This window comes from Betaproteobacteria bacterium (assembly GCA_016720925.1).
Taxonomy (GTDB): Bacteria; Pseudomonadota; Gammaproteobacteria; order Burkholderiales; family Usitatibacteraceae; genus UKL13-2.
The window spans coordinates 56,667-81,474 of the sequence record JADKJR010000007.1; the positions used below are offsets into that span (position 1 = coordinate 56,667).

A 24,808-nucleotide genomic window follows, 5' to 3' on the forward strand; every position below is an offset into this window, starting at 1 on the left:
TGGATCTGCGTTTCTGCGGAAGTGCATATATCTTCGGGCAAAGCCTCTCGACGGACGAATTGATGCAGTTGAATCCGTCAGACAAAGTCCATTGCGCACAAAGTTTGTCGCCCCAGCTGCCTAGGCCGACAGGCTCATTTAGCCAATTTAATTTGAGAAAAAAATGCCTGAAATCAATCTAGTACCTTGTTGTACAAATCTCCGCCAAATGCGCAACGCGGTTGCATCGATCCTGTGTATAGCAGTCGTGATGCACGCGACGTTGGCAAAAGCAGCCACCGCCGGGGCGAAGCACGGTCAGGGGCTGGAGAAAGCAGAATTGATGCTTTCTGATTGGCCGCGAATCAAGAGTGCTATCGCGCCCGACGCGCAATTGGAAGCGAAGATAAAGACAATCGTTGACGGAATGACCCTGGCGCAAAAAATTGGACAGATGACCCAGCCCGAGATCAAAAATGTCACCCCCTCGCAGGTCAAGGAGTTCTATCTTGGTTCAGTCTTGAATGGGGGCGGGAGCTGGCCTGGTGGAAACAAACATGCGGGAATCAATGATTGGCTGAAACTTGCGGACCAATATTACGACGCTTCGATGTCAACTGACATGAAGATCAAGGTTCCGGTGATTTGGGGCACGGACGCAGTCCATGGACACAACAACGTATTTGGCGCGACGATTTTCCCGCACAACATTGGGCTTGGTGCCGCGCGGGATCCTGAGTTGATACGCGAGATCGGCGTTTCTGTCGGCAAGGCGGTGCGCGCGACGGGCATCAACTGGGTTTTCGCGCCAACGCTTGCGGTTGTGCAGGATAGCCGCTGGGGACGAACCTATGAGAGCTTTTCGGATGATGGCGCCTTGGTGAAAGCCTATGGATACGCCTATACGAAGGGTCTGCAAGGCCAATTCGGGGATGACGGCAATGTCGTTGCAACGGCAAAACATTTCATTGGTGACGGCGGTACGGTGCAGGGAAAGGACCAGGGTCTCAATACATCCACCGTGTCAAAAATGATCAACGTCCATGGAATGGGCTACTACGGCGCGTTGTCGGCGGGGGCTCAGACGGTGATGGCCTCGTTTCATAGCTGGACCGATGCGGCATCCGGCATTGACCATGGAAAGATGCACGGCAGCAAGTTGCTCTTGACGGAAGTCTTGAAACACAAAATCGGATTCGACGGATTCGTTGTTTCCGACTGGAACGGGATCGCGCAAGTGCCTGGTTGCTCGGACGCCCAATGCCCGCAAGCGATCAATGCTGGCATTGACATGGTAATGGTGCCTGACGACTGGCGTAACTTCATCGCGAAAACGATTGCGCAAGTGCAAAGTGGTGAGATTCCGATGGCACGAATCGATGATGCCGTGACCCGCATTTTGCGCGTCAAGATGCGCGCGGGACTATTTGATCTCCGGCCCTCGAAAGGGAAGTTCGCCGGGCAGGCCGATGCGATCGTGTCAAGGGCACTGGCAAGACGCGCTGTGCAAAAGTCACTGGTGCTACTGAAGAATAACCATAGCGTGTTGCCGTTAAAGGCAAACCAAAAAATTCTGGTTGTCGGCAAGGGCGCCGATAGTCTGCAGGATCAAACGGGCGGCTGGTCACTGACCTGGCAGGGTACTGAAAATTCGAATGCTGATTTTCCATCTGGCGATTCGATCCTCGCGGGTATTCGCGAACAGGCGGGCCTGAAAAATGTGGTCTTCAGCGAATCCGCGGTGGGCGTCAATCCCCGCGAATTTGATGTCGTGATTGCCGTTGTCGGAGAGACGCCCTATGCGGAAGGAAAAGGAGATATTCCGCCGACAGAATCGCTGCGCCACAGTAGTCGATACCCCGAGGATCTGGCGGTATTGAAGGCGGTCCATGGGAAAGGCAAGCCGGTGATTACGGTACTGTTGTCCGGCCGCGTCGTGTATGCCAATGACCTGCTGAATGCGTCGGACGCCTTGGTGGCCGCATGGCTGCCGGGCACAGAAGGCAAGGGCGTTACCGATGTGCTCTTTCGAAACAAAGCGGGCCGGGTCAACCTGGACTTCCATGGTCGTCTCCCTTTCGCGTGGCCCAAGAATGAATGTCCTGCCGCGGCCGGATCGCTTGTCATGGGCGATGCTCATCTGTTCAAGCGAGGATATGGCCTGACATATCGAAACAAGAATACTGTCGGCGTATTGCCGATCAATGAAGGGCCGGGTTGCACGGAGCCCGGTGGCATGCAGATTTTCGGCCGGTCACTGCATTCCGCTGCCTCGCTATTTGTAACCAGCGTAACGGGAACGTCGTTCGATACGCAGGTAAGCAAGGAAGTCGTTGGCACACTAATCCTTCCCCCCGCCAATCCCGCCGTCCGGGTTGAAACCACCCAGATAAACACTCAACAAGATGCCCGGAAAGTAACTTGGCTAAGCGCAGCGCGATTTCTTGCCCGCTCGACGGACAAGATAAACCTGCAGTCCTATGCTTCCCGGGGTGGCGCGCTCAAGTTTGAAGTTGTGGTGCTTCAATCGCCAGAGCGGCCGGTGTCCATGTCAATCGGATGTGGATTGAATTGCGAGGGCAAGATTGACACCACTGAGTTGTTCAAGGGAGCCTTCGGCAAGGGCAAGCAAGTCGTGAAAATTCCGTTGTCCTGCTTCGCTGCGTACGGCGCGGATCTGTCAAAAGTTGATGTGCCATTTAGTGTGTTGACGGATGGGCCGTGGTCGGCGGCATTTACCAACATTGAGATTGTTGCTGACGCAGGCAAGGATGTGGACGCGATGATATGTCGTTGAAACCTTGAGGCCTTGAGACGACAAGTTAATTGGACGCGAAGACTTCGGTAAGACGCTACGGCAAAAAAGGGCCGAATTCGTGGAGATCGATTTCGGGGATTTTGGGCTTGCAGGCATTGTTCTCTATAATTTCCTCTTCCCGTACACTCAACCGTCAACTCTTGGATAGGGCGCTGTGGCGACAATAAAAGATGTGGCCCGTTTGGCGGGTGTGGGACTTGGTACGGCGTCGCGTGTCGTTAGCGGCAAAGGCGCGGTTTCCAAAGCGACAGCGGAGCGAGTCCGGAAAGCCATCGAAACCCTGGAATTTCGGCCGTCACACGCGGCGCGCTCCCTGTTGACTGGTTCAACGCAAATGATCGGGGTATACATTCCGCTTCTCAAGGGAACCTTCTATACACCGATACTGCAGGTCATTGACACGGAGCTGCGCGCAAACGGGCAGCACATGGTCGTTGCATTTGGAACCGGCGTCGGAGACGCGCGCCGTCAGGCGATCGAAGGCATCGAATTTTTGCTTGAAAGAGGCTGTGATGGCCTGATCGTCATGAGCAATGCGTTACATGAGCAGGACATCGCGGCATTAGGCCCCAAACAGGCGAAGCTCGTCATTTTGAATCACTACTACCGGAGCATTCGCGATCAGTGCTTTTCCGCAGACCATAAGCAGGGGGGAAAGCTTGCCGCGAAGACGCTGCTTGACTTGAAGCACAGAAAATTTGCAATCATTGCCGGCCCCTCGACGTCGCCTGATAACGTTGCACGCATTGCGGGCTTTTTGGGAGAACTCGAACGTTGCGGTGTTGACCCCGCCAAAGTACTTTCTTTCGAGAGTGACTTTTCGACGGAAGGGGGTTATTTGTCAGCGGCAAAATTGGTCGCATCCAAGCATAAATTTACCGCGCTTTTCTGTGCGAACGACGAGATGGCGGTGGGGGCGCTCTCATATTTCCAGGAGGCTGGTATTGCGGTTCCCGCGAAGGTTTCTGTTTTGGGATACGACGATACCCAAACCGCGGAATACTCTTCGCCGAGGCTTTCGACGGTCCATATTCCCTGGCGTGACGTGACGTTGAACGGACTCCACTGGCTGCTCAATCGCTGCTACGAATCGAACAAGCCGATTGAAAGAAAATTTGCGGTAAGCATCACGCCGCGCGCGTCTCTGGCAGCGCCATCGAGGTAGCTCGGCACTTTGAAAGTTTTGTGGCGCAGGCGCTTCAGGAGACGCTGGGTATTTGCCTTGTTTCCGGAAAATGCGCCGTCGGCTACCGTGGCATTCTGAAATGTACGCAACATATGGAAACCTTTCCACAAATGCGGTAACATCAATGCGCAAGTTGAAAATTCGCGCGGTTCAACGACATGGCGGCACGTCGCCAATCGCTTACGATGCCGTCGCTGAATACATCTTAAAAACGCGCCATCGCGAGCAACAACTCTGCCGCACGGCAATTCGAGTCGAAAGAACTCATGACAAGTGACAAGATTGTTGATGTGCCCAAGTTATTTCGACGCGAATTTCCCGCCGATTTTCGGTGGGGTTGCGCAACGTCTTCGTATCAGATCGAGGGGGCTGTCAGTGAGGATGGTCGTGGTGAGTCTATTTGGGACAGATTTTGCGCGCAATCTGGCCGAATTCGTGACGGATCCAGCGGCGCGGTAGCCTGCGATCATTATCATCGGTGGGCGGAGGATCTGGACCTGGCGAGGGAGATGGGCCTAAACGCGTATCGATTTTCCATTGCCTGGCCGCGAATCTTTCCAGATGGGGGTGGCGGGCAGCCAAATTCCAAGGGCCTCGATTTCTATTCGCGGCTCGTCGATGGCATTTTGGAGCGTGGGCTTGAACCATGGGCCACGACATATCACTGGGATCTGCCGCAGGCTCTTCAGGAGAAGGGGGGCTGGCGCAATCGCGATACAGTCGAGGCCTTCACAAAGTACACGGACGTATTGAGTCGCCACCTTGGCGGTCGCGTCAAGCGCTGGATTACCCACAATGAGCCTTGGTGTACAGCCTTTCTCGGGCATTTCGAAGGCGTACACGCGCCCGGTACCAAGGACTGGAGGACTGCACTGCAAGTTTGCCACCACGTTTTGCTATCGCACGGCCTTGCGGTGCCAATTATCAAAGCGAATGCGTGCGACGCACAGGTAGGCATCGCGCTCAGCCTCCACCCGCTGAGGCCGGCGACCGGTAGCGCGGAAGACCGTGCCGCAATGATTCGTCATGATGGCTTGCGAAATCGATGGTTCCTTGATCCTCTTTACGGCCGTGGGTACCCGGAAGATATTTGGGCGGTCTGTGGCAAGGATGCGCCATCGGTGCATGCGGGCGATCTGAAAGCGATCGCGGTGCCTACCGATTTTCTGGGAATCAACTATTACTTTCCCGAGACAGTGGCGAACGCGCCTGGGGAAAGCCCGATTTCAACGCGCGTCGTCACGCCGGAAAATGTGGAGCGAACCGCCTTTGGCTGGGAAGTTTCGCCGGTTGGCTTGGGAACTTTGCTTAGGCGCGTCACAAACGACTATGCACCCGCGCAGATATACGTAACCGAGAATGGATCAACGTACGATGATGTGGTTGCCGCCGATGGCAGTATTCAGGACGTTTCGCGCAGCCGATATCTGGCCCGGCATTTGAATGCCGTAAGAGACGCACTGGACAACGGGATTCCATTAAAGGGTTATTTTGCGTGGAGTCTTCTGGACAATTTCGAGTGGGCGGAAGGGTATATTCGACGCTTTGGTTTGATTCATGTTGATTTTCTTACACAGAAACGCAGGCTCAAACAAAGCGGCAAGTGGTTTCGCGCATTCCTGAAGGCCCCATCGAACCAGCAGGCGCAATTGCCGCCGCGTTCCGAGGGTGTCACGCATGCGCCGACGTAGTGTGAACCCCTTGTTTCCCACGGCAAATATGCTGAAAGTGAAGAGTTTTCAGCTGGCGGATGCATGATGTCATCCCGCTGCGCGTCCTTTGCGCGAATAACAGGATGGAAGAGGGGAGTGTCAATATGAATCAAGCGAAGGTTGCAGCCGTTGCGCTCATGGCCATTGCATTTTGTTCCGGCGTACATGCAGATGCCCCAAAAGCAGAAGTCATCCATTGGTGGACATCCGGTGGCGAGTCAGCGGCGGTCAAGACGATCGCCGAAGCCTATCGATCCGCAGGCGGTGTTTGGGTTGATACGGCGATCGCGGTAGGCGAACAGGCACGCTCGGTTACCGTCAATCGCATCGTAGGCGGCAATCCGCCGACCGCAGCCCAGTTCAATACCACGAAGCAATTTCTTGATATGGTCGAGCAGGGCGTTCTGAACAATGTCGATCAGGTAGCGATCAAAGACGGGTGGGAAAAATTTCTTCCGGAAACCGTGCTGAATGTGGTTCGGGTCAAAGGTCATTTTTACGCCGCACCAGTAAGCATTCATATGCCGACTTGGATCTGGTACTCCAAGGCCGCCTTCAAGAAAGCGGGCATCACGGGTGAACCCAAAACGGTCGATGAGCTTTTTGCGGCGCTGGATAAACTGAAAACCGCTGGAATCATTCCTCTCGCCCATGGAGGACAGGCCTGGCAAGAAAATATTCTCTTTACGGCAATTCTTGCCAATCTGGGTGGAAAGGAGTTGTACCTGAAAATCCTGCGAGACCGTGATCCGATTGCGGTGAAATCGGAGGCGTTCAAAAAGGTACTAGTCACGTTCAAACGCTTGCGCGGATACGTTGACAATGGCGCCCCCGGCCGCCACTGGAATGATGCGACCGCGCTGCTTATTACCGGGCGGGCAGGAATACAGATCATGGGAGACTGGGCGAAGGGTGAATTCTCCAATGCCAATCAAGTGCCGGGCCGGGATTTTGGCTGTATCGCGGGCTTCGGGGCGAATTCGCCATACATCATTCAGGGAGATGTCTTCGTCTTTCCGAAATCCAAGGATCCCAATGCCGCAAGAGCCCAAATGCTGATGGCGAGTGTCATTACGGCGCCTGCCACACAAGTGCAGTTCAGCATCAAGAAGGGATCACTCCCGATCCGGACGGACGTCGACTCGTCCAAAATGGATCTCTGCGCCAGACAAGGGCTCGAGATCATGAAAGACAAATCGCGGCAGCTTGGCAATGGTGAAATCTATTTGAGTCCCGACCAGAACGGCGCGCTTGCCGACATTCTGACCGCCTACTGGAACAAAGATATCGCCATTGAGAAAGTGCAGCGCGACATTCTGGCTGCGCTCAAGGATGGACAATAGCGGTGTCCGAAAGGTGAGGAGCCTGCCGATGGGTGGCGTCGATTGCGATTCTCGCTGTGCGTGCGTCGACATTTGCCATGCGCGGAGCCGGGGAAAGGCTCATCGATCTGGCTCGCCGGGGCATCTCGGGTGAATGCGGTGAGGCAAAGCTACGCGAACATCTTCAAGAAGAGCGTGCCGTGGACAGCGCTGGTACCGATGGCAATTACGGTCATCGTCGGTTACCTGGGCACGGCGATCTGGACCTTGAAGGTGTCTGTCAGCAGTTCCCGGACGTTTCCCGTCGATGATTTTGTTGGGCTGGCCCAGTACGTGCGACTGTTTGGCAATGATCGCTGGTTACTTTCGCTCGAGAATCTGGCGCTCTATGGCGTGATTTTCATCCTCGCGACAATGATTATTGGTCTGCTACTGGCGATCTTCATCGACCAAAAGGTTGCCGGGGAAGGCGTTTTGCGCACGGTTTTTCTCTATCCCTATGCGATGTCTTTCGTCGCGACCGGCCTCGTCTGGCAATGGGTCCTGAATCCAGGCAGCGGCATTCAGGATGCCGTCCGTCGCATGGGCTTTCCCGACTTCACATTTGACTGGATCGTCAATCAGGATATGGTCATATACACCATCGTCATCGCCACCGTGTGGCAGGCGGCAGGGCTGGTGATGGCCATGTTTCTCGCGGGCCTGCGTGGTATTGACGACGATATCTGGAAGGCTACCCGTATTGACGGGATTCCCGCGTGGCGCGTATACGTGTCAATTGTCCTGCCGATGCTGGGCCCGACGATCGCAACAGTGTTCGTGCTGCTTAGCACCGCTGTGATCAAGCTGTTTGATTCCGTTGTTTCCATGACGCAGGGCGGCCCGGGTACGGCCAGCGAAGTCCCCACAAAATTCATCATGGATCATTTGTTTGGACGGGCAAACATTGCTTTGGCCTCGGCAGCATCGATCGTTATGCTGTTGACCGTAATAGCCATTGTGGCGCCAATTCTGTATGCCCGCAGCCGGGCTTTGAAGCGCGCTGGCAGCCAATGAGTCAGGCACACCCTTTGCAAAGCCACGCCCGGCGCAGGTGGCTGCAGCCGGGAAAAATTGGCGTTTACGTGTTTCTCGTTTGCTCGGCACTGTTCTTTCTTGCCCCGCTTTACATCATGCTGGCAACCTCCTTCAAGCCAATGGAAGAAATTCGGCTGGGGAACATTTTTTCCCTGCCTGTGGAAGTGACATTTGAACCATGGCGCCTGGCCTGGAGTGATGCCTGTACGGGCGTTGCGTGCGAGGGCATTCGCGGGGGCTTCTGGAATTCCGTGATGATTGTCATCCCAAGTACGATCTTGCCTATCTTGGTGGGAGCGGTTAACGGTTATGCGCTCGCAATGTGGCGGCCGCGTGGCGGAAACATTCTATTTGGCGCGCTCATGTTGGGTGCATTCATTCCTGTGCAAGTAATGATGTTTCCCCTGGTGCGCGTGCTCGGCAGCGTGGGCCTGTTCGGCTCTTTGCCGGGTATCGTGTTGATCCATCTTATTTTTAGCATGCCGATCATGACGCTCTTGTTTCGCAACTATTACGCGTCGATCCCGGAAGAACTCTTCAAGGCGGCTCGCGTGGATGGTGGCGGGTTCTTCAGGATCTTTGTTGCAGTCATCCTGCCTATGTCGACGCCCATTATCGTTGTCGCGGCTATCATGCAGGTGACCGGCGTGTGGAACGACTACATTCTCGGGCTTGTCTTCGCGGGGCGCGAAAACATGCCGATGACGGTCCAGTTGAATAACGTGATCAACACCACGACGGGGGCGCGCCTCTACAACGTAAACATGGCGGCCACCATCCTGACCTCGCTCGTGCCACTGACCATTTACTTCCTGTCCGGGCGCTGGTTTGTACGCGGAATTACTGCTGGCGCGGTTAAGGGTTAAGGGATAGCCATGTCAAAAGTCTGTATCCGCAAGCTCACCGTTGCCATTGAAGGTGCCGAGATCATCACGGCGCTTGATCTCGATGTGGCCGAAAGTGAGTTTCTGGTATTGCTCGGGCCATCTGGATGCGGCAAGTCGACGTTGCTCCATGCCGTTGCCGGGTTGATCGACGCGCAGTCTGGAAGTATCGAAATCGGTGGCGTCGACGTGACGGAGGCCGATCCAAGCGAGCGGAATATCGGCATGGTGTTTCAGTCCTACGCGCTTTATCCGACAATGACCGTGGAGAGGAATCTTTCGTTCGGATTGAAAATAAAAGGTATGCCCAAGGTGGAGATAGAACGCCGCGTGAATCGGGCTGCGGAGATGCTTCAGCTCGGTAGCATGCTGAAACGCAAGCCATCGCAGCTATCCGGTGGGCAGCGCCAACGTGTCGCCATTGGGCGTGCCTTGGTGAAAGAAGCGGGGGTGTTTCTGTTTGATGAGCCCTTGTCGAATCTTGACGCCAAGCTTCGTGCCGAGTTGAGGCGTGAGATAAAACTTCTGCACAAGCAACTGCGGTCAACGATGATCTATGTAACCCATGACCAGGCCGAGGCGATGACGCTCGCGACTCGCATGGTCGTGATGCGCGGTGGCAAGGTGCTGCAAATTGGCGTTCCCGCCGATGTATATGAAAGGCCCGATAATTTGTTCGTCGCAGGTTTCCTGGGGGCACCGGGCATGAACTTCATCACCGGCACGCTTCAATCCGACGGGCAACAAATAAAGTTTGTATCCGCCAACTTAACCGTGGACGTTTCTGCCTACAAATTCAGAATGTCATCCCCGAGCGGCACGAAAGTTATTCTTGGAATTCGGCCCGAGCACATACGTGTCGGGACCCAGGTTGGCATGCGTGGTGTGGTCTCACTTATCGAGTCCATGGGCAATCATCACGTGGTCTGGATGGATTGCCTCGGGCAGACCATGGCGGGAATCGTTCAGGATCTGGAGGCAATCCGTCTGGAAGATAACGTATATTTTGAGATTGATGGTGGGCGAATATCCTTGTTTGACCAAATCACGGAGCAGCGGCTATGACCGGCAATATTGAGCGTTCCAACATGCAATCTTTTTGCAGGCCGGCTTTAAATACTTTTGGATAATTGTGGGGGGAGAATGAAAGCAAATCTGGTGAGAAATATTGTCATTGTGGGCGGCGGGACCGCGGGTTGGATGACCGCTGCGGCGTTTGCAAAGCTTTTAACGCCTGACTACAAGGTGCGCCTGATTGAATCCGACGAGATCGGCAGTATTGGCGTCGGCGAAGCTACCATCCCGAACATCAAAATGTTCAATGCCGCGCTCAGCATTGACGAAGATGAATTTCTGCGAATGACGCAGGGAACCTTCAAGCTCGGCATCGAGTTCGTGAATTGGGGCGCCATTGGTGATAGTTATATCCACGGCTTCGGCAGGCTCGGCCAGGATCTTGACGCGATAGCATTCCATCACTACTGGTTGCGCATGCGCAAAGAGGGCCGAGCGAAGGAGCTGGGCGCCTATTCGATCAATACCGCCGCGCCAACGCAAGCCAAGTTCATGCGCTCCCAGCCGGAGATGGCGGGATCGCCGCTGGCCGATATTGTCAACGCATTTCATTTCGATGCGAGTCTCTATGCGCGGTATTTGCGCGGCTATTCCGAAAAGCGTGGCGTGGTTCGAACGGAAGGCAAGGTCAAGCAGGTGCTGCAACGCGCCGAAGATGGATTCATCGAGGCGGTGGTCCTGGAGAGCGGCGAAAAGATCGCCGGGGATTTCTTTGTCGATTGTTCCGGTATTCGGGCGCTGCTGATCGGGAAGGCGCTGAATATTCCTTACGAGGACTGGTCGCACTGGTTGCCGTGTGACCGTGCCATCGCCGTACCCTGCGAGTCCGTGACACCATTGATTCCGTATACACGCTCGACCGCCCATTCAGCAGGCTGGCAGTGGCGCATTCCCCTGCAGCATCGCATCGGCAACGGGCACGTCTACTCGAGCCGCTTCATGAGTCAGGATGAAGCGACATCAATACTTCTGGGCAACCTGGATGGCAAGCAGCTGGCGGAGCCGCGCTACATCCCCTTTGTTCCCGGTCGGCGCAATCGGACATGGCACAAGAACTGTGTTGCAATCGGCCTGTCGAGCGGGTTCTTCGAGCCTATTGAATCCACCAACATCCATTTGATCCAGACCGCCATTGCGCGAACCGTCGCCATGTTCCCCAGCGCCGGGTTTGACCAGGCCGACATAGATGAATACAACACACAGACGCAGTTTGAATATGAACGCATCCGCGATTTCATCATCCTTCATTACAAGGCGACGCAGCGCGACGACTCACCGTTCTGGAATCATTGCCGGAACATGGACATTCCCGCGACACTTCAACACAAGATCGACCTGTACAGCAGCAATGGCCGGGTATTTCGCGAAGGCATTGAGCTGTTCGCCGAACTAAGCTGGGTACAGGTAATGCATGGTCAGCGTATCGAGACGAAGGGATATCATCCGTTTGCTGAACTGCGTTCCAGCGATGAGGTGGCGGAATTCGTGGACAACGTTGAACAAGTGATCGCGAAATGCGTGGCGGTCATGCCCACGCAAGCCGAGTTCATTGCTGCACATTGCGCCGCTGACCGGCCATGAGGCCAACCCCCGTGGGTGGGCTGGCATGGATGGCAAATGCCGCCGTGCGTGCGCTGGGGATCTTGCTTTGTGCGTTGGCGATGCAGTCTGCGCTGTCACAGCAGCAGCCAGCCTTCAATGTGGCCACCTACAATCTGCGGCTCAATGTTTCGGAAGATGGCGCCAACGCCTGGCCGCATCGGCGCGATGCGGTGAAGGCGCTCATCCGCTACCACGAATGGGATCTGTTCGGCACCCAGGAGGGCCTGCCCGATCAGATCGATGACCTAGCCGCGATGGAGGGGTTCGCCTATGTGGGCGTTGGGCGCGACGACGGCAAGCGCGGTGGCGAACATGCCGCGATCTTCTATCGAAAGGCGCGGTTCAGTGTTGAGCGGCATGGAGACTACTGGCTCAGCGAAACGCCCGACAAGCCGTCAAAAGGGTGGGATGCGCGCTGCTGTAATCGTCTCGCCACCTGGGCAATGATGCGCGACCGGCAATCCGGCAAAGTCTTCTACGTGTTTTCGGTGCATTTTGATCATGAGGGCACGGTGGCGCGACGTGAGTCGGCGCACTTGATGCTGCGAAAAATGCGTGAACTCGCCGGTAAGCATCCGCTGATCTGCCTGGGCGACTTCAATGCGACGCCCGAATCGGAGCCGATCGCCATCATGGCGGGCGGGCTCATCGACGCCTACCGTGTGTCCGAGTCGCCGCCGTATGGTCCGGCTGGCACATTTAACGATTTCAAACTCGATGCGGAATTGAAAGATCGCATCGACTACATCTTCATTAATTCGCGGGTGAAGGTGCTCAAGTATGGCGTGCTCACCGATTCCGCCGGTGCGCGTTTCCCCTCGGACCATTTGCCCGTCGTTGCAAGGGTGACGCTGCGCTGATTCACACGGCAAGCCGCGATATTGAAGATCACTTATGAATACTCTCATTCCCGCTACGCTGCTATTTCCACTGGTGCTGCTCACCAGTCTTATCGCAGGTTGTGGTTCTACCGCAGGTGCGCCCACCGCTAGCGGTCCTGTCGCGGCAACCGGGCCTTCCGTTGAAACGTGGGTTACCACGGGTGATAAAACGCGTCTCCTCGCGCACGAGGTGGGACTGGCATTCTCGGTGCGCACGGCGCAGACCGCCAGCATCGATGTGGACCCGGCCCAGCGTTTTCAGACCATGGCCGGCTTTGGTGCATCGATTACCGACTCGTCCGCCTGGTTGATCCAGAATCGCATGACCGATGCGCAGCGCAACGCACTGTTGCAGGAGTTGTTTGGTCGCGGTCCGGACGGAATCGGCTTCGATTTCACCCGGCTCAGTATTGGCGCGTCAGATTTTTCGCGTCAGCACTATTCGTTGGATGACCGTCCGGCCAGTGAAACGGATATGTCGCTGGCCCATTTTTCGATTGAGGCCAACCGATCTGATCTGCTTCCAGTCGTCAAGCAGGCGTTGGCGATCAATCCCAGGCTGCAAATAATGGCCTCGCCATGGAGTCCCCCGGCGTGGATGAAGACGACCGGGAGTTTGATCAAGGGGACTCTCCGTCCTGAAATGTACGACGTGTTTTCCTTGTACATGGTTCGCTATATCGAGGCGTACGCTGCGGAGGGTGTGCCGGTTTTCGCATTGACGCTGCAAAACGAACCGCATTTCGAGCCGCCTGACTACCCCGGCATGCGTCTGGATCCACCCGCTCGCGCCAAGCTGATCGGCCAGCACCTGGGGCCTTTGTTGGCCAAGCGCGGACTGAAGACCCAACTTATTGACTGGGACCACAATTGGGATGAGCCTGGTTCACCGTTGGCGGTACTTGCGGATCCCGTTGCGTATCCCTATGTCTCCGGCGTTGCGTGGCACTGCTATGCAGGGCAGGTTGCCGTGCAGGCAACCGTGCACGATGCTTTTCCCAACAAGGATGCCTGGTTTACCGAATGCTCGGGGGGGGAATGGAAACCGCAGTGGCCCGAGACGTTGCCATGGATTGTGCGTAATCTTGTTATCGGCTCGACACGCGGCTGGGCCAAGGGTGTTCTGATGTGGAATCTGGCGCTAGATGAAAATCATGGTCCGCACCTGGGCGGATGCACGGACTGCCGGGGCGTGGTTACGATCAACTCGGCGAATGGTGAAGTGACGCGCAATATCGAGTATTACGCGCTCGCTCATGCCAGCAAATTCGTGCGGCCGGGCGCGCAACGCATTTACTCCACCGCTGTCATTGACGGCATCGAGACGGTTGCTTTCCGCAATGCGGATGACGGATCGATTGCGCTGATTGTCTGCAATTCGACTTCGGCGTCGCGGCGTTTCTCGGTGAGCGCCGATGGGCGGGTATTTGACTATGAGTTGCCGCGAGAAAGCATTGCCACTTTCACGTGGACGCCGGCGCGGTGAGCAGCTATCGCTTTTCGAAAGATTTTTTTTCGCGCATGATCGCCGCACCGCTGTTTGGGTTGGTGGCGTTCTCCGCCATGGCGGACGTGCGATTGCATGGGATTTTTGGGGACCATATGGTTCTTCAGCGCGAGGTAAGCGTGCGCGTCTGGGGCTGGGCGTCCGCGGGTGAAGCCATTGAGGTGACCTTTCGCAAGCAGCAGAAACGTGTGGTGGCGGATCATCAAGGCGGTTGGGCCGTGCGCCTTGACCCGGAAGCCGCTGGCGGACCGCATGAACTTGTTGTCAGTGGTCACAATACCTTGCGGGTGCGGGACGTGTTGGTGGGCGAAGTCTGGTTATGTACCGGGCAGTCCAACATGGAATGGGCGCTGAAGGACTCGCAAGACGGGCCTGCTGAGGTAGCCGCCGCGAATCGCCCGCAAATCCGTCATGTGAAAATACCGCATCGAACCGCCATGCAACCGATGGACGACCTTGAAACGGTGGCATGGCAACCGAGTCATCCGGATACGGCAGGTGGATTCAGCGCCATTGGGTACTACTTCGCACAAAAACTGCATCAGGAGCTCGGTGTTCCGGTCGGATTGATAAATGTTTCATGGGGCGGCACAAACATCGAAACCTGGATGAGCCGGGAAGCAATTCAGGCGCATCGCGAGCTTCGTGTGGTGCTTCCCGGCCTGCCGGCAACGCCAGAAGCCTACGTGGCCCAACATCGCACGCGCGCGACGGCGCTGGTGCAGCGATGGCAAGCTGATTTCACTGGCAGCGAAAACACCATCGCGTGGAAAGACCGCGATTATCCGGATAGTGGCTGGGGCGAACTGAATGCACCCGGAATTTGGGAAACACAAGGCCTGGACGGTTTCGACGGCAAGCTCTGGTACCGTCGGGCCGTCGACCTGAGCGCAATTCAAACGGAAAAAGCGCAAGCCTGCACCTAGGCATGATCGACGATTGCGATGAGACCTACGTCAATGGTCAAAAGGTTGGCGGGCAGTGTGCCTGGGATACGCCGCGCCGGTACGATCTCGCGCCCGGGTTGTTGATCCCGGGTCGCAACGTCATTGCCGTGCGCGTCACCGACAATGGCGGTGGAGGCGGTTTTCATGGTGATGCAGCGAGCATGAAGTTGATATTGGGTCAGGAGGTCCTGAGGCTGGCCGGTCCCTGGAAAGCGCGCATTGAGGCGCCCATGGAAAAGGCGGCGCCCCACGTGAACGACCTGCCCTCGCTGGCATTCAATGCAATGCTCAACCCGCTTGTGGGCTTTGGTGTCCGCGGCGCGCTGTGGTATCAGGGTGAGAGCAATGTGTCGAGGGCCGCACAGTATGAGTCTTCGTTTCCGCTGTTGATTGCGGATACGCGCAAGCGCTGGGGGCAGGGTGACTTTCCTTTCCTTTACGTCCAGTTGGCGGCATTCTTGCCGCTGGAGAAAAATACGCTGGCCGGCAGTACATGGGCCGAGTTGCGTGAAGCACAGCGCAAGACGCTGGCGGTACGCAATACCGGCATGGCGGTCGCCACCGACATCGGTGATGCCTTTGATATCCATCCGCGAAACAAACGCGAAGTCGGCTTGCGCCTTGCGCGCATCGCGTTAAAGGATTCCTATGGTCGTCGATTGCAGGCGAGTGGCCCTGCGCTCATCAATACGCGTCGCGTTGGTAACCAGATGGAATTGCGTTTCTCCAATGTCGCCCAGGGCCTCCTCGTCAAAGGGGATCGTTTGCAGGGCTTCGCGATCGCCGATAGCGCACGGCAGTTCCGCCCGGCCGAGGCGCGTGTTGCCGGGCGCGACACGATTGTCGTTTCCAATGCTGACGTAAAGCGCCCGCGAGCCGTAAGATTTGGTTGGGTGGACAACCCGCAGGAGAACAATCTTTTCAATAGTGAAGGGCTGCCGGCGTCGCCGTTTCGTACCGATCGCTGGCCACGCCTCACGGATGGAAAGGTATACGGGTTCTAGCAGCCTGGCGGACTTAAAGGGAATCGGCTGCAAAGTGACCTGGCTGGTGCAGATTTTTCCGATTTTCTGCGCCAATGGAACAACCATTGGCTTGAAAGCCGGAAAAATCTTCCCTCGCCCTTCTCATTTTTTCGCTTCGATTCTTTGAGTCCGACAGGCTGCAAGCTTTGACTATCTGAAACATTGAAACTCTATATCTGGAGCACCTTCCAGACCGAAATGCCTCGGAAAACGCCGCCAGTGCTTGACTTTGGCTGGTTTGCCCGGGCTTCCTACGGCAGCATAAGCCCCACGCGGGCTTTCACGGTCGCGATGTCGGCAACATTGATTGCGCCCGAAGTATCAAGGTCAAACTTGTAGTTGGTTGAATTCGTGACTTGCCCGGATCGAACCTTTACGCCACTCAGGTCCGAGGCGTCGAGTATGCGCGAACCGTCTGTGTCCCCGACCAGGAAGCCGACTGTCGCGACGGTCGTCAGCGAGTCATTTACGCCGGTCAGTGTGACCGTGACGCGTTTGTTGTCGGCAACGCCAGTCAGAGTTACCGTGACTTCAGTTTCCGAAAGTGTTGGCGTGGCAGTTAGCGGATTATTCGCCGAGTCGGCAGCCGAGGCATTCCCTACGGATGTGATCACGCCATCGAACTGAAAAACGATCTGATGGCCCGGGCCAATGGTTCGGGATTCAACGGTGATCGCCGGTGCGGTGAGTTTGGTATCGATGGGCAGGTCGAAAGTACCGGCGGCGCCATGGTTTTTTCGCGATTGCACGCCAGTGAGTGCCAGTGTTGAAACGATGGAAAAGCTTTGCGTGACTTGCGGCGCGGCATTGAAGGTGGTATCGCCTGCCTGGTCGGCCGCAATGGTGCAGGTTCCTCCCGCAAACGCTGTAACGTAGTTTCCTTCAACGGTGCAGACGGTCGGTGTTTGCGAGGTCAATATCGTTGGGAGTTCCGACGATGCCATGGCGGATACCAACCCTGACCCGCCAATTGAAATGCTTGGCGCGGGGCCGAAGGAAATCGTCTGGCTCAACTTCGCGGTCATCGTATTGACTGAAGCGGAGGCCGGGCTGCTTCCAGCGGCATTGGTCGCCGTGACGGAGCAGCTGTAGCTGTCGCCGGCAAGGAGTCCCGTCACCGTAATCGGCGATGAAGCGGCGATTGCGGCATATGGCGTGGTACTCGTGCAGGTTGCGGTGTAGTAGGCGATTGCCGCGCCACCGTCCGACATGGGCGGCGTAAACGAGATCATCGCTTCGGTCACGCCCGATATCGCACCCCCAATCTCCGGCGCACCGGGCGGCTTGGCGACAAGAATATCGTCCAGATGGATGTCGTAGCCGAGCGAACTCGAACCATTGAACAGGAGGTAGTTTGACATTCCGCTGAACGTGACCGGCAGGTCGTAGACGTATTGATACCAGCCTGTTTCCGCCACAACCGGTGAATAGCCCTTGAAGCGATTGATCGTTCCCAGCAACGTGGCTCCTGACGTGCTCGAACTGGTGCTGATGTAGACATCGACCTTGTCGCTTTGCGCGCCAGTCGCGTCGCGGTACATCCAGAAGCTGACCTTGGCGCCGCTGATTCCGACCAGCGAAAACATCGGCGAAACGAGTCTTGCGCTGCCACCCATCGCGGCATCGTGGGAATTGAAGTACACGAGATTGCTGCCGCTATTGGCATTGGCGCCCGCCGGGAAGAGCGTCCCCGGATTGGTGCGCCAGACCGCGTCGGCATGAATGCCGATCAGGGACTGCCAGTTTGGAGGCAGTGCGGGTGTCGTGGTGACCTCGGTCCTCAGTGGAAGCATGAAGAGCGGCGGGGTGACGCTGTTGGTCGGGGCGGATGCCGGGCCGGTTCCGTTGATGTTGGTCGCTGTCACGGTAAACGTGTAAGTCATGCCTGCGATGAGGCCGGTGACCGTGAGAGGACTTGCCGGTCCACTCACGGTGAGATTGCCGGGTGCCGAGGTTGCCGTGTAAGTGGTGACCACGCTTCCCCCATTCGACAAAGGCGGTGAAAATGTGATGGTCGCTTGATTGGTTCCTGCAGTCGCTGTGCCGATGATGGGTGCGTCCGGTGCAGACTTCGGGATGACCATGTTGGTCGGTGCCGAAGGCGCGCCAGTTCCGTCTCCATTGGTCGCCGTCACAGTGAATGTGTAGGCGACCCCATTGGTCAGGCCGCTGACCGTGAGCGGGCTTGCCGCACCGGAAGCGGTCACGTTGCCCGGGTTCGAAATCGCGCTGTAGCTGATGATTGTGCTGGTCCCGTTGTATGTCGGCGGGGAAAAGGTGACGCTTGCCTGCGCATCGCCGGCTGTTGCGCTCGCCGCGTTTGGCATGCTTGGAACGACCGTTACACTTGCGGAACAACCCGCCGGTTCACCACCGTTGAGGCCTTGACAGCTCCAACTCCATGGACCACTGCCGGTCAGCGCGGACGGGCCACCTTGCAAGCAGAGTCCTTGCGTCGGCGCCGTCCAGTAGGATGCATCGTTGGCCCCGCCACAAGCGCCGTCAACGTAGCCGCTTGGCAGTGTGAAATCCCATACGTAGTCATCGTCGCAGTGCATGTAGCCTGGCTGTTGCGATGCGGTGCCATACACATCATTGCAACCGGCGTTGGTTCCCTGCGGCAGTGCCGTGTCGTACTCAAGCCCGGAAAAAACATTGGTCTTGAGCCAGTCGTACTTCCGCGAAACCATGGCGCTTTGCGCGGCGGCGGCGCGGAAATCGTGTCCGCTGGTCACGTACATCTGAAATGCTTCCGCCCATTCTTCGGCCGGGTTGTGCTTTGGCGCGACACAGCCTCCGTATCCCGGGTCATATCCGTACTTCGAGATCCAGTCTTTCGGGTCGTCGCTTTTACGCAGGGCACAGCCGTTTGCGAAGCTCGAGAGATCGTACGAAATATCATAGAAACCGGTGGTATCGATCAATCCCCAGTGCGGAAGCAGGGGGTTTTTCGGCGCTGGCGAATACGTACCGCCGAACGTACCGTCGAGATAATGCCCGTACTCATGGAGCAAGGTGTCGACATCAAGAGCGGCACTCGGCTGCCGCCCCATGTCTGTACGCGGATCGAAATATGCGGCGACAAACCGGTAGTCGCTGGCGAGGTCGATCCAGATGTTCTGGTAGAAGTAAGCGAAAAGCGGTGTGCCGTTTGCGTCCTGGATCGCGCCGACACATTGGCCCGAGATGCATTGCACCATTTCAAACGCGGACATCTGCAAATTGGCGGGAAGTGCATTCATCGGCAGCGCGTAGATGGCGGCGACAGTGTCCTTTGATACGTCGTTCGGATGCAGCGGCTGCATGTTTGCGTAAAGTGGAAAGGTCAGGGCAATGGGCGCCAGTACCAGCTCACGCTCGGCAAGAAACTGGTCCATCTGCGTGAGGCAGGCGCTGGTGACGAGGTCGGAAACAGGCAGGCCGGCGCGCGCCTGGAAGGCGTGAAGCACCCGCAAGTGTTCGTCGTCGAGTCCACGCAGTGAGCCCATCTCGGTCTGGTAGCCGAGCATCAGGAAACCCGAAAAGAGTTTGTAGGCGAAGCTGCCGCGATCGATGTTGCCGTTGCTTGCCCGCCAAACTGGGACATTCATGTTGTACGGCGTGCCATCCATGATCTGCAAGGCATTCGAATCGTTCTGCAGGAATTGGGAACTGAGCGCGGTGCACGGCGTGCTGATAAGCGCGGTCGCGACGAGCCACACGGTTACAAGTAACCGCACCAAGAGGTGGCGGGATGCGCTGTCTGGCGGCTTAGCATCATTTGCCGGGTCGCGTTGCATGTTGCCTGTATTGCGCATGGTGAGCGGTCTCCGAAAATGGACCTGCCGCACGTAAAAGGTCCGTACTTCCTTTTCGGCATCTCCGGCACCGATCTTTAGCGTCCCGTGAAAGCCATCTATCTGGCTGATGTCGATTTTTAAACTTCGGGGAGGAATTTTGACCTTTGGAAAGGTAACCAGCGCCGCATCTTGATGCACATCAATTTTTGTGCGGCACTGCTTTTGTCTCCGCAGTCCACCGACGAAATGCAGTTCACTTGCTACCGTTTCAGGCGGTTTGGCACGGCGCAAAATGTGCTCTAATCATTTCGTCCTACGTTAGCGAGCAAGCGCAATAGCGCCCGAGAAGAATGATGAACGGTGCATACCAGCACGGATAAGGATTTCGCGGAAAGGCCGGGCCACATGCTGGCGCGGCTAAGGACGGCTGTTGTCGTTCTGAACCTGATTGCCTTTGCCGTTCTGTGGTGGGCAATCACCGACCGCCGATCAGCTGCCTACGAGCGCGCGCAAACGTCGGTCCAGAATCTTTCGCTGATTCTCGCGAATGACATTACTTCTGTGCTGGACAAAGCCGATCATGCGATCCTGACGGTCGTCGATGGCGTGGGCGCGAATGGCATCGACGGTGCCTCGGCCGAGGCCGCCGTCGGCAGGACGGTCGCGATGGAGCTCGCGCGGCGCCCGGATGTCAACGCATTGCGGGTAACCAATGCATTGGGCGATGTTGTTGTGGGCGCGGGTCCGCCGCAAGTCAGTCGTGTCAACATCGCGGACCGCGAGTACTTCATGCGCCTTCAATCCAATCCCGACGCGGGTCTGGTGATTTCAGAGCCGATGGTGGGGCGCATTGGCGGAAAACCCGGGATTGTTCTTGCGCGCGCATTCAAGGATCGCGTGGGTGGCTTCGGCGGCGTGGTTTACGCGATGGTGTTGAGCGACAGTTTTGAGCGACTATTTTCCGCGCTGGATGTCGGGCCGAAAGGTGCAATCACATTGCGAATGGATAATCATGCGCTTGTTGCGCGCCATTCAAAGGAGTCCAATTCACCCAGGGAGGCAGGTAGCACAGAGGTTTCCGCCGCGCTTCGTGAAAGGATGGCGGCGAGCCCAACGGAAGGCGTGTATGTCGCGCAAGCGCTGCTTGACGGCATTGAGCGTTCCCATGCCTATCGCAAAGTCGCTAAGTATCCTTTCTATATTATTGTCGGCCTTGCCACGGGCGACTTCCTTTATGAGTGGAGGAGAGTCACGGCAATCGGTTTGACGCTATTTGCGCTGTACCTCGTTACGACGGTCTTGCTGTACGGGTTGGTGCGACGCTCATGGAAACGGCACGAAACGGCCGTTGCCACGCTTGCGCGCCGGGAGGCGGAATTCAGCAGGCTATCGGCGTTGGTGCCGGGAATGATTTCGCAATTCCAGGCTTTTTCCGAGAAACGCAATTGCATGCCGTACGTCAGCGACGCGATTCGCGACATTTATGAGCTTGAACCGGAGGACGTGCGAGAAAATGCGGCACCCATGCTCGACAGAGTTCACCCGGACGATGCGGAGCGCCGTCGCGCGGCCATCTTTGAATCGGCGCGCACGCTAAAACGCTACCAATGCGAATATCGCATCATCCTGCCCATCAAGGGCGAACGCTGGGTGCGATCCGACTCGCAACCCGAGAAACAGCCTGATGGCAGTATCGTATGGCACGGATACATTGCCGACATTACCGAGCAGAAGCGGATTGAGCAGGCATTGCGCGAGAGCCAAGCGCAGTTGACGGGGATTCTCGAGTCCACGGCTGACGGGATTCTGGCAGTTAATCGAGAAGGCAAAGTGCTTCGGGCAAATGCACGATTTGCCAGAATGTGGCGGATTCCGCAAGCGGTGCTCGAGGGAGGGGATGATTCGGCGTTGCTCAGTTGCATTCTGGATCAGCTGATTGATCCTGACGCGTTCATCGCCAAAGTGCGGGCGCTTTACCAATCCGACGCAATTGACATTGATACGCTGGCCTTCAAGGACGGGCGTTTCTTCGAACGCGTATCGACTTCTTTAATCCTGAATGGCGTCACGTTCGGCCGGGTGTGGTCATTTCGCGATATTACCGGGCGCAAGCGGGTGGAGGCCGAGTTTCAGGCAGCGCGGACCAAACTGGTCGCGACACTGGATGCGATACCGGATCTCCTTTTCGAGGTCGGACCTGACGGGCTCATTCACGACTACCATTCTCCGCGCATGGACTTGCTGGCGGCGCCGCCGGAAGTCTTTCTTGGCAAGACATTCGCCGAGGTGATTCCACCTGACGCGGCGGAAACATGCATGCTGGCGTTGCGGGAAGCGGAAGCCACTGGCGCATCGACAGGCAAACATTATGTGCTACCGCTTTCGCTGGGCAGGCGCTGGTTTGAGCTTTCGGTTTCGCGCAAGTCGGTGGCGGAAGGCGAGGATCCGCGTTTCATTTTCCTCGCACGTGACATCACTGAACGCAGGCAGGCAGAGGATAGCTTCAGGGAGGGCGAAGAAAGGCTGCGCGCGATCGTTGATGTGGCCAATGCAGGCATTTCCATCGTCGACAGGAGTGGCAAGTATTTGATGTTCAACAATCGGTGGTCGGAAATCCTTGGTTTTGCGGGCGACGAAATGAAGGGTTTGACCTACGAAGACGTTACACATGCTGATGATCTGCAAGTCGCCAGGGCCAGATTTCTCGAGCTGATCGAGGGAAAGGTTGATAAATACCGATTGGAAAAACGCTATATCCGGAAAGATAAATCGGTAGTGTGGACCGATCTGTCGGTCTCGGCACTGAAGGACAAGGACAACAAGGTGTTCAATGTCGTAGGAATGCTGGTTGACATCAGCGAACGCAAGCGCCTCGAAGAGTCGCTGCAACGGATCAACGAAGAACTGGAGATCATCGTCAGCGAACGCACCCGCAACCTGGTCGAGGCCAACGCCGAGCTGCAAACCATCACCTACACGCTCGCGCACGACCTGCGCGCGCCGGCACGCCTCGTAGCCGGCTTCGCCGTGCGGCTGACCGACGCCTACGGTGCCACCATCCCCGAACAAGGCAAACGCTGGCTCAGCCTGATGACCGCCTCGGCCAACCGCCAGGCACAACTGGTCGAAGACATGCTCTCGTACATGAAACTCGGCTTCAAACCGGTCGAGCGCGAACCGATCGACATGAACGCGCTGGTCGCAGAGTTGACGGAAGCCGCCTCCGCCGACGCCGCCCATCATGGCCCGATCGAATGGCGTCTCGGCCCACTCCCCGCCGTCGAAGGCGACCGCGCCCTGATCCGGGTAATACTCACCAACCTCATCAGCAACGCCATCAAATACAGCGCCCGAGCCGCCCATCCCGCCATCGAGATCGGCCGCCACGCCCGGGAAGACCAAGTCACCGCCTACTATATTCGCGACAACGGCGTCGGCTTCGACCAGGCCCGGGCCAGCAAACTCTTCGGACTATTCCAGCGCTTTCACGACCCCGGCGAATACCCCGGCACCGGCATCGGGCTCGCCATCGTCAAGCGCCTGGTGGAAAAGCACGGCGGCCGCGTCTGGGCCGAATCGACCCCGGGGGCCGGCGCCACGTTCACTTTCACCCCTGCAAGCGGAGGCCTCCAGCGATGAACACAATCCTGCCTGACAGCGCCATCCTCGTGGTCGACGACGACGAAGGCGAGGTCGAACTGATCTCGATGGCCATCGACGACCTGAAGCTGCCGTACCGCATCGACGTCGCCCGCCAGGGGCTTCGCGGTGCTCGATCACCTGCACCGGCGGGGCAAATATGCCGACCGGCCGGCGGGATTGCCGGCGCTGGTGATCCTCGACAACAAGATGCCGATGATGAGCGGCGTGGAGGCGATGCGCGAGATCGCCAAAGTGAAAGCCTTTCAGGCCGTCCCGATCGTCATGTTCTCGGCCTCGGCCAGCGACACCGACATGGCCGAGGCGTATGAGGCGGGCGTGAACTCGTATGTGATCAAGCCGATGGGGGCCAAGCAGTTCAAGGAGGCGGTCCATGCGATCGTCACCTACTGGACCAGGATCAATTCGGCAGGGAGTTCGCTGGATACATGAATGTCGAGTAATACATGCATATGACGGACCGGCACTTGCAGACGAGCGGGTCGATCGTTAACATGATTTTCTGAGTGGTTTGACCTTTCAATCCAATTTCGGCGGGAGTGATTTGTGAAACGTATCTGGCTGGCAATCGTGAGCATCAGCATGACCGGACAATGCTTTGCCGCAGGACTGACAATTGCGGAACTGGTGGGTGAACGATGTTCGACCTGCCACGGCGCCGAAGGACAGGCGACTTCGGCAATTTTCCCTTCCCTTGCAGCGCAAAACCCGGAATACCTGGTCAAACAACTCAAGGATTTCAAGTCAAAAAAGCGCGCCAGCGACATCATGGCGCCGCAGGTTGCGGACCTGTCAGACGAGAACATCATCGGGTTGGCGACGTTTTTTTCCGGCAAGCCGGCGAAAGTGAATCGCGTGTCGGATGTTGATCTGCTGCCCGTTGGCCGCTACATCTACACCAAGGGAAATAGCTGGTCTGGTTTACCAGCTTGCACCAATTGCCACGGTGAAAAAGCCTATGGCACGTCAGCCTTGCCGCGCCTCGCGGGACAGAGTGCGCGTTACCTGCTGAACCAGCTGAAGGAGTTCAACCAGCGAACGCGCACCAATGACAACGAAGCCATGCACTTGGTCGCTTCACGGTTGACGGAGATGGAAACCAAGGCCGTGGCCGACTATCTGTCGCAACTGCCTTGATGGCGCAAAATTGTTGTGAGTACCGTGGTCATTCCCCTATTGTTCTTCAGCCCCGGTCGAGGCCGGGGCTTTTTTTCGGGTGCCTCAACAAAAATTGGTTGCCCGAACAAATCGCAGGCACACTTCAACACATGCACCCAGAGGAGCCAGAACAACGTGTCAGCCACGGGACGATTTATCATACGCTCTACGCAACACGCTCTACGCCATGCCGCGTT

The 24,808-nt window shown here is 56.9% G+C and carries 17 protein-coding genes; 16 read left to right on the top strand and 1 reads right to left on the bottom strand.

The window, feature by feature from the left end; genetic code table 11:
• The first annotated feature begins 208 nt into the window (after nt 1–208).
• The 13 genes from IPP88_12050 (at nt 209) to IPP88_12110 (ending at nt 15,993) form a co-directional block, all read left to right on the top strand.
• Entirely contained in the window at nt 209–2,776 is a 2,568-nt protein-coding gene (locus IPP88_12050; protein MBL0123422.1) for a glycoside hydrolase family 3 C-terminal domain-containing protein, read from the top strand.
• A 175-nt stretch (nt 2,777–2,951) separates the two neighbouring features.
• Nucleotides 2,952–3,962, top strand: coding sequence for a LacI family DNA-binding transcriptional regulator (locus IPP88_12055; GenBank protein MBL0123423.1), 1,011 nt, complete (start codon nt 2,952–2,954; stop codon nt 3,960–3,962).
• A gap of 145 nt (nt 3,963–4,107) precedes the next feature.
• Nucleotides 4,108–4,260: a hypothetical protein gene (locus tag IPP88_12060; protein ID MBL0123424.1), complete on the top strand. Its 153-nt coding sequence runs from the start codon at nt 4,108–4,110 to the stop codon at nt 4,258–4,260.
• Entirely contained in the window at nt 4,250–5,674 is a 1,425-nt protein-coding gene (locus IPP88_12065; protein MBL0123425.1) for a beta-glucosidase, read from the top strand. The genes IPP88_12060 and IPP88_12065 overlap by 11 nt, the downstream gene beginning before the upstream one ends.
• Nucleotides 5,675–5,799: 125 nt before the next feature.
• Nucleotides 5,800–7,038, top strand: a complete 1,239-nt coding sequence (locus IPP88_12070) for a carbohydrate ABC transporter substrate-binding protein (protein ID MBL0123426.1) — start codon at nt 5,800–5,802, stop codon at nt 7,036–7,038.
• A gap of 198 nt (nt 7,039–7,236) precedes the next feature.
• Complete coding sequence (locus IPP88_12075; GenBank protein ID MBL0123427.1) at nt 7,237–8,073, top strand: sugar ABC transporter permease; 837 nt, start codon at nt 7,237–7,239, stop codon at nt 8,071–8,073.
• Nucleotides 8,070–8,960, top strand: coding sequence for a carbohydrate ABC transporter permease (locus tag IPP88_12080; GenBank protein MBL0123428.1), 891 nt, complete (start codon nt 8,070–8,072; stop codon nt 8,958–8,960). The genes IPP88_12075 and IPP88_12080 overlap by 4 nt, the downstream gene beginning before the upstream one ends.
• 9 nt (nt 8,961–8,969) lie before the next feature.
• Nucleotides 8,970–10,043 carry an ABC transporter ATP-binding protein gene (locus IPP88_12085; GenBank protein ID MBL0123429.1) on the top strand — a complete coding sequence of 358 codons (1,074 nt, stop codon included), beginning with the start codon at nt 8,970–8,972 and terminating at the stop codon, nt 10,041–10,043.
• 78 nt (nt 10,044–10,121) lie between these two features.
• A complete protein-coding gene (locus tag IPP88_12090) occupies nt 10,122–11,633 on the top strand; it encodes a tryptophan 7-halogenase (GenBank protein MBL0123430.1) in 1,512 nt (503 codons plus the stop codon).
• Nucleotides 11,634–11,662: 29 nt separating this feature from the next.
• A complete protein-coding gene (locus IPP88_12095) occupies nt 11,663–12,514 on the top strand; it encodes an endonuclease/exonuclease/phosphatase family protein (GenBank protein ID MBL0123431.1) in 852 nt (283 codons plus the stop codon).
• 34 nt (nt 12,515–12,548) lie between these two features.
• Nucleotides 12,549–14,021, top strand: coding sequence for a glycosyl hydrolase (locus tag IPP88_12100; GenBank protein ID MBL0123432.1), 1,473 nt, complete (start codon nt 12,549–12,551; stop codon nt 14,019–14,021).
• A complete protein-coding gene (locus IPP88_12105; GenBank protein MBL0123433.1) occupies nt 14,018–14,968 on the top strand; it encodes a hypothetical protein in 951 nt (316 codons plus the stop codon). Before IPP88_12100 ends, IPP88_12105 begins: the two co-directional genes overlap by 4 nt.
• Before the next feature lie 2 nt (nt 14,969–14,970).
• Nucleotides 14,971–15,993 (top strand): hypothetical protein, encoded by a 1,023-nt coding sequence (locus IPP88_12110; protein ID MBL0123434.1) that lies wholly within the window; start codon nt 14,971–14,973, stop codon nt 15,991–15,993.
• A gap of 272 nt (nt 15,994–16,265) precedes the next feature.
• Here IPP88_12110 and IPP88_12115 read toward each other — a convergent pair whose 3' ends face one another.
• Nucleotides 16,266–19,991, bottom strand: a complete 3,726-nt coding sequence (locus tag IPP88_12115) for a fibronectin type III domain-containing protein (GenBank protein ID MBL0123435.1) — start codon at nt 19,989–19,991, stop codon at nt 16,266–16,268.
• 162 nt (nt 19,992–20,153) lie between these two features.
• Between IPP88_12115 and IPP88_12120 the strand changes: the two genes are divergently transcribed.
• From IPP88_12120 to IPP88_12130, 3 genes are all read left to right on the top strand, one after another.
• Nucleotides 20,154–23,432 carry a PAS domain S-box protein gene (locus IPP88_12120; GenBank protein ID MBL0123436.1) on the top strand — a complete coding sequence of 1,093 codons (3,279 nt, stop codon included), beginning with the start codon at nt 20,154–20,156 and terminating at the stop codon, nt 23,430–23,432.
• A 129-nt stretch (nt 23,433–23,561) separates the two neighbouring features.
• The gene (locus tag IPP88_12125; protein MBL0123437.1) at nt 23,562–23,885 is read left to right on the top strand and encodes a response regulator; all 324 of its coding nucleotides are present in this window, start codon (nt 23,562–23,564) and stop codon (nt 23,883–23,885) included.
• A 150-nt stretch (nt 23,886–24,035) separates the two neighbouring features.
• A complete protein-coding gene (locus IPP88_12130; GenBank protein MBL0123438.1) occupies nt 24,036–24,590 on the top strand; it encodes a c-type cytochrome in 555 nt (184 codons plus the stop codon).
• The last annotated feature ends 218 nt before the right edge of the window (nt 24,591–24,808 follow it).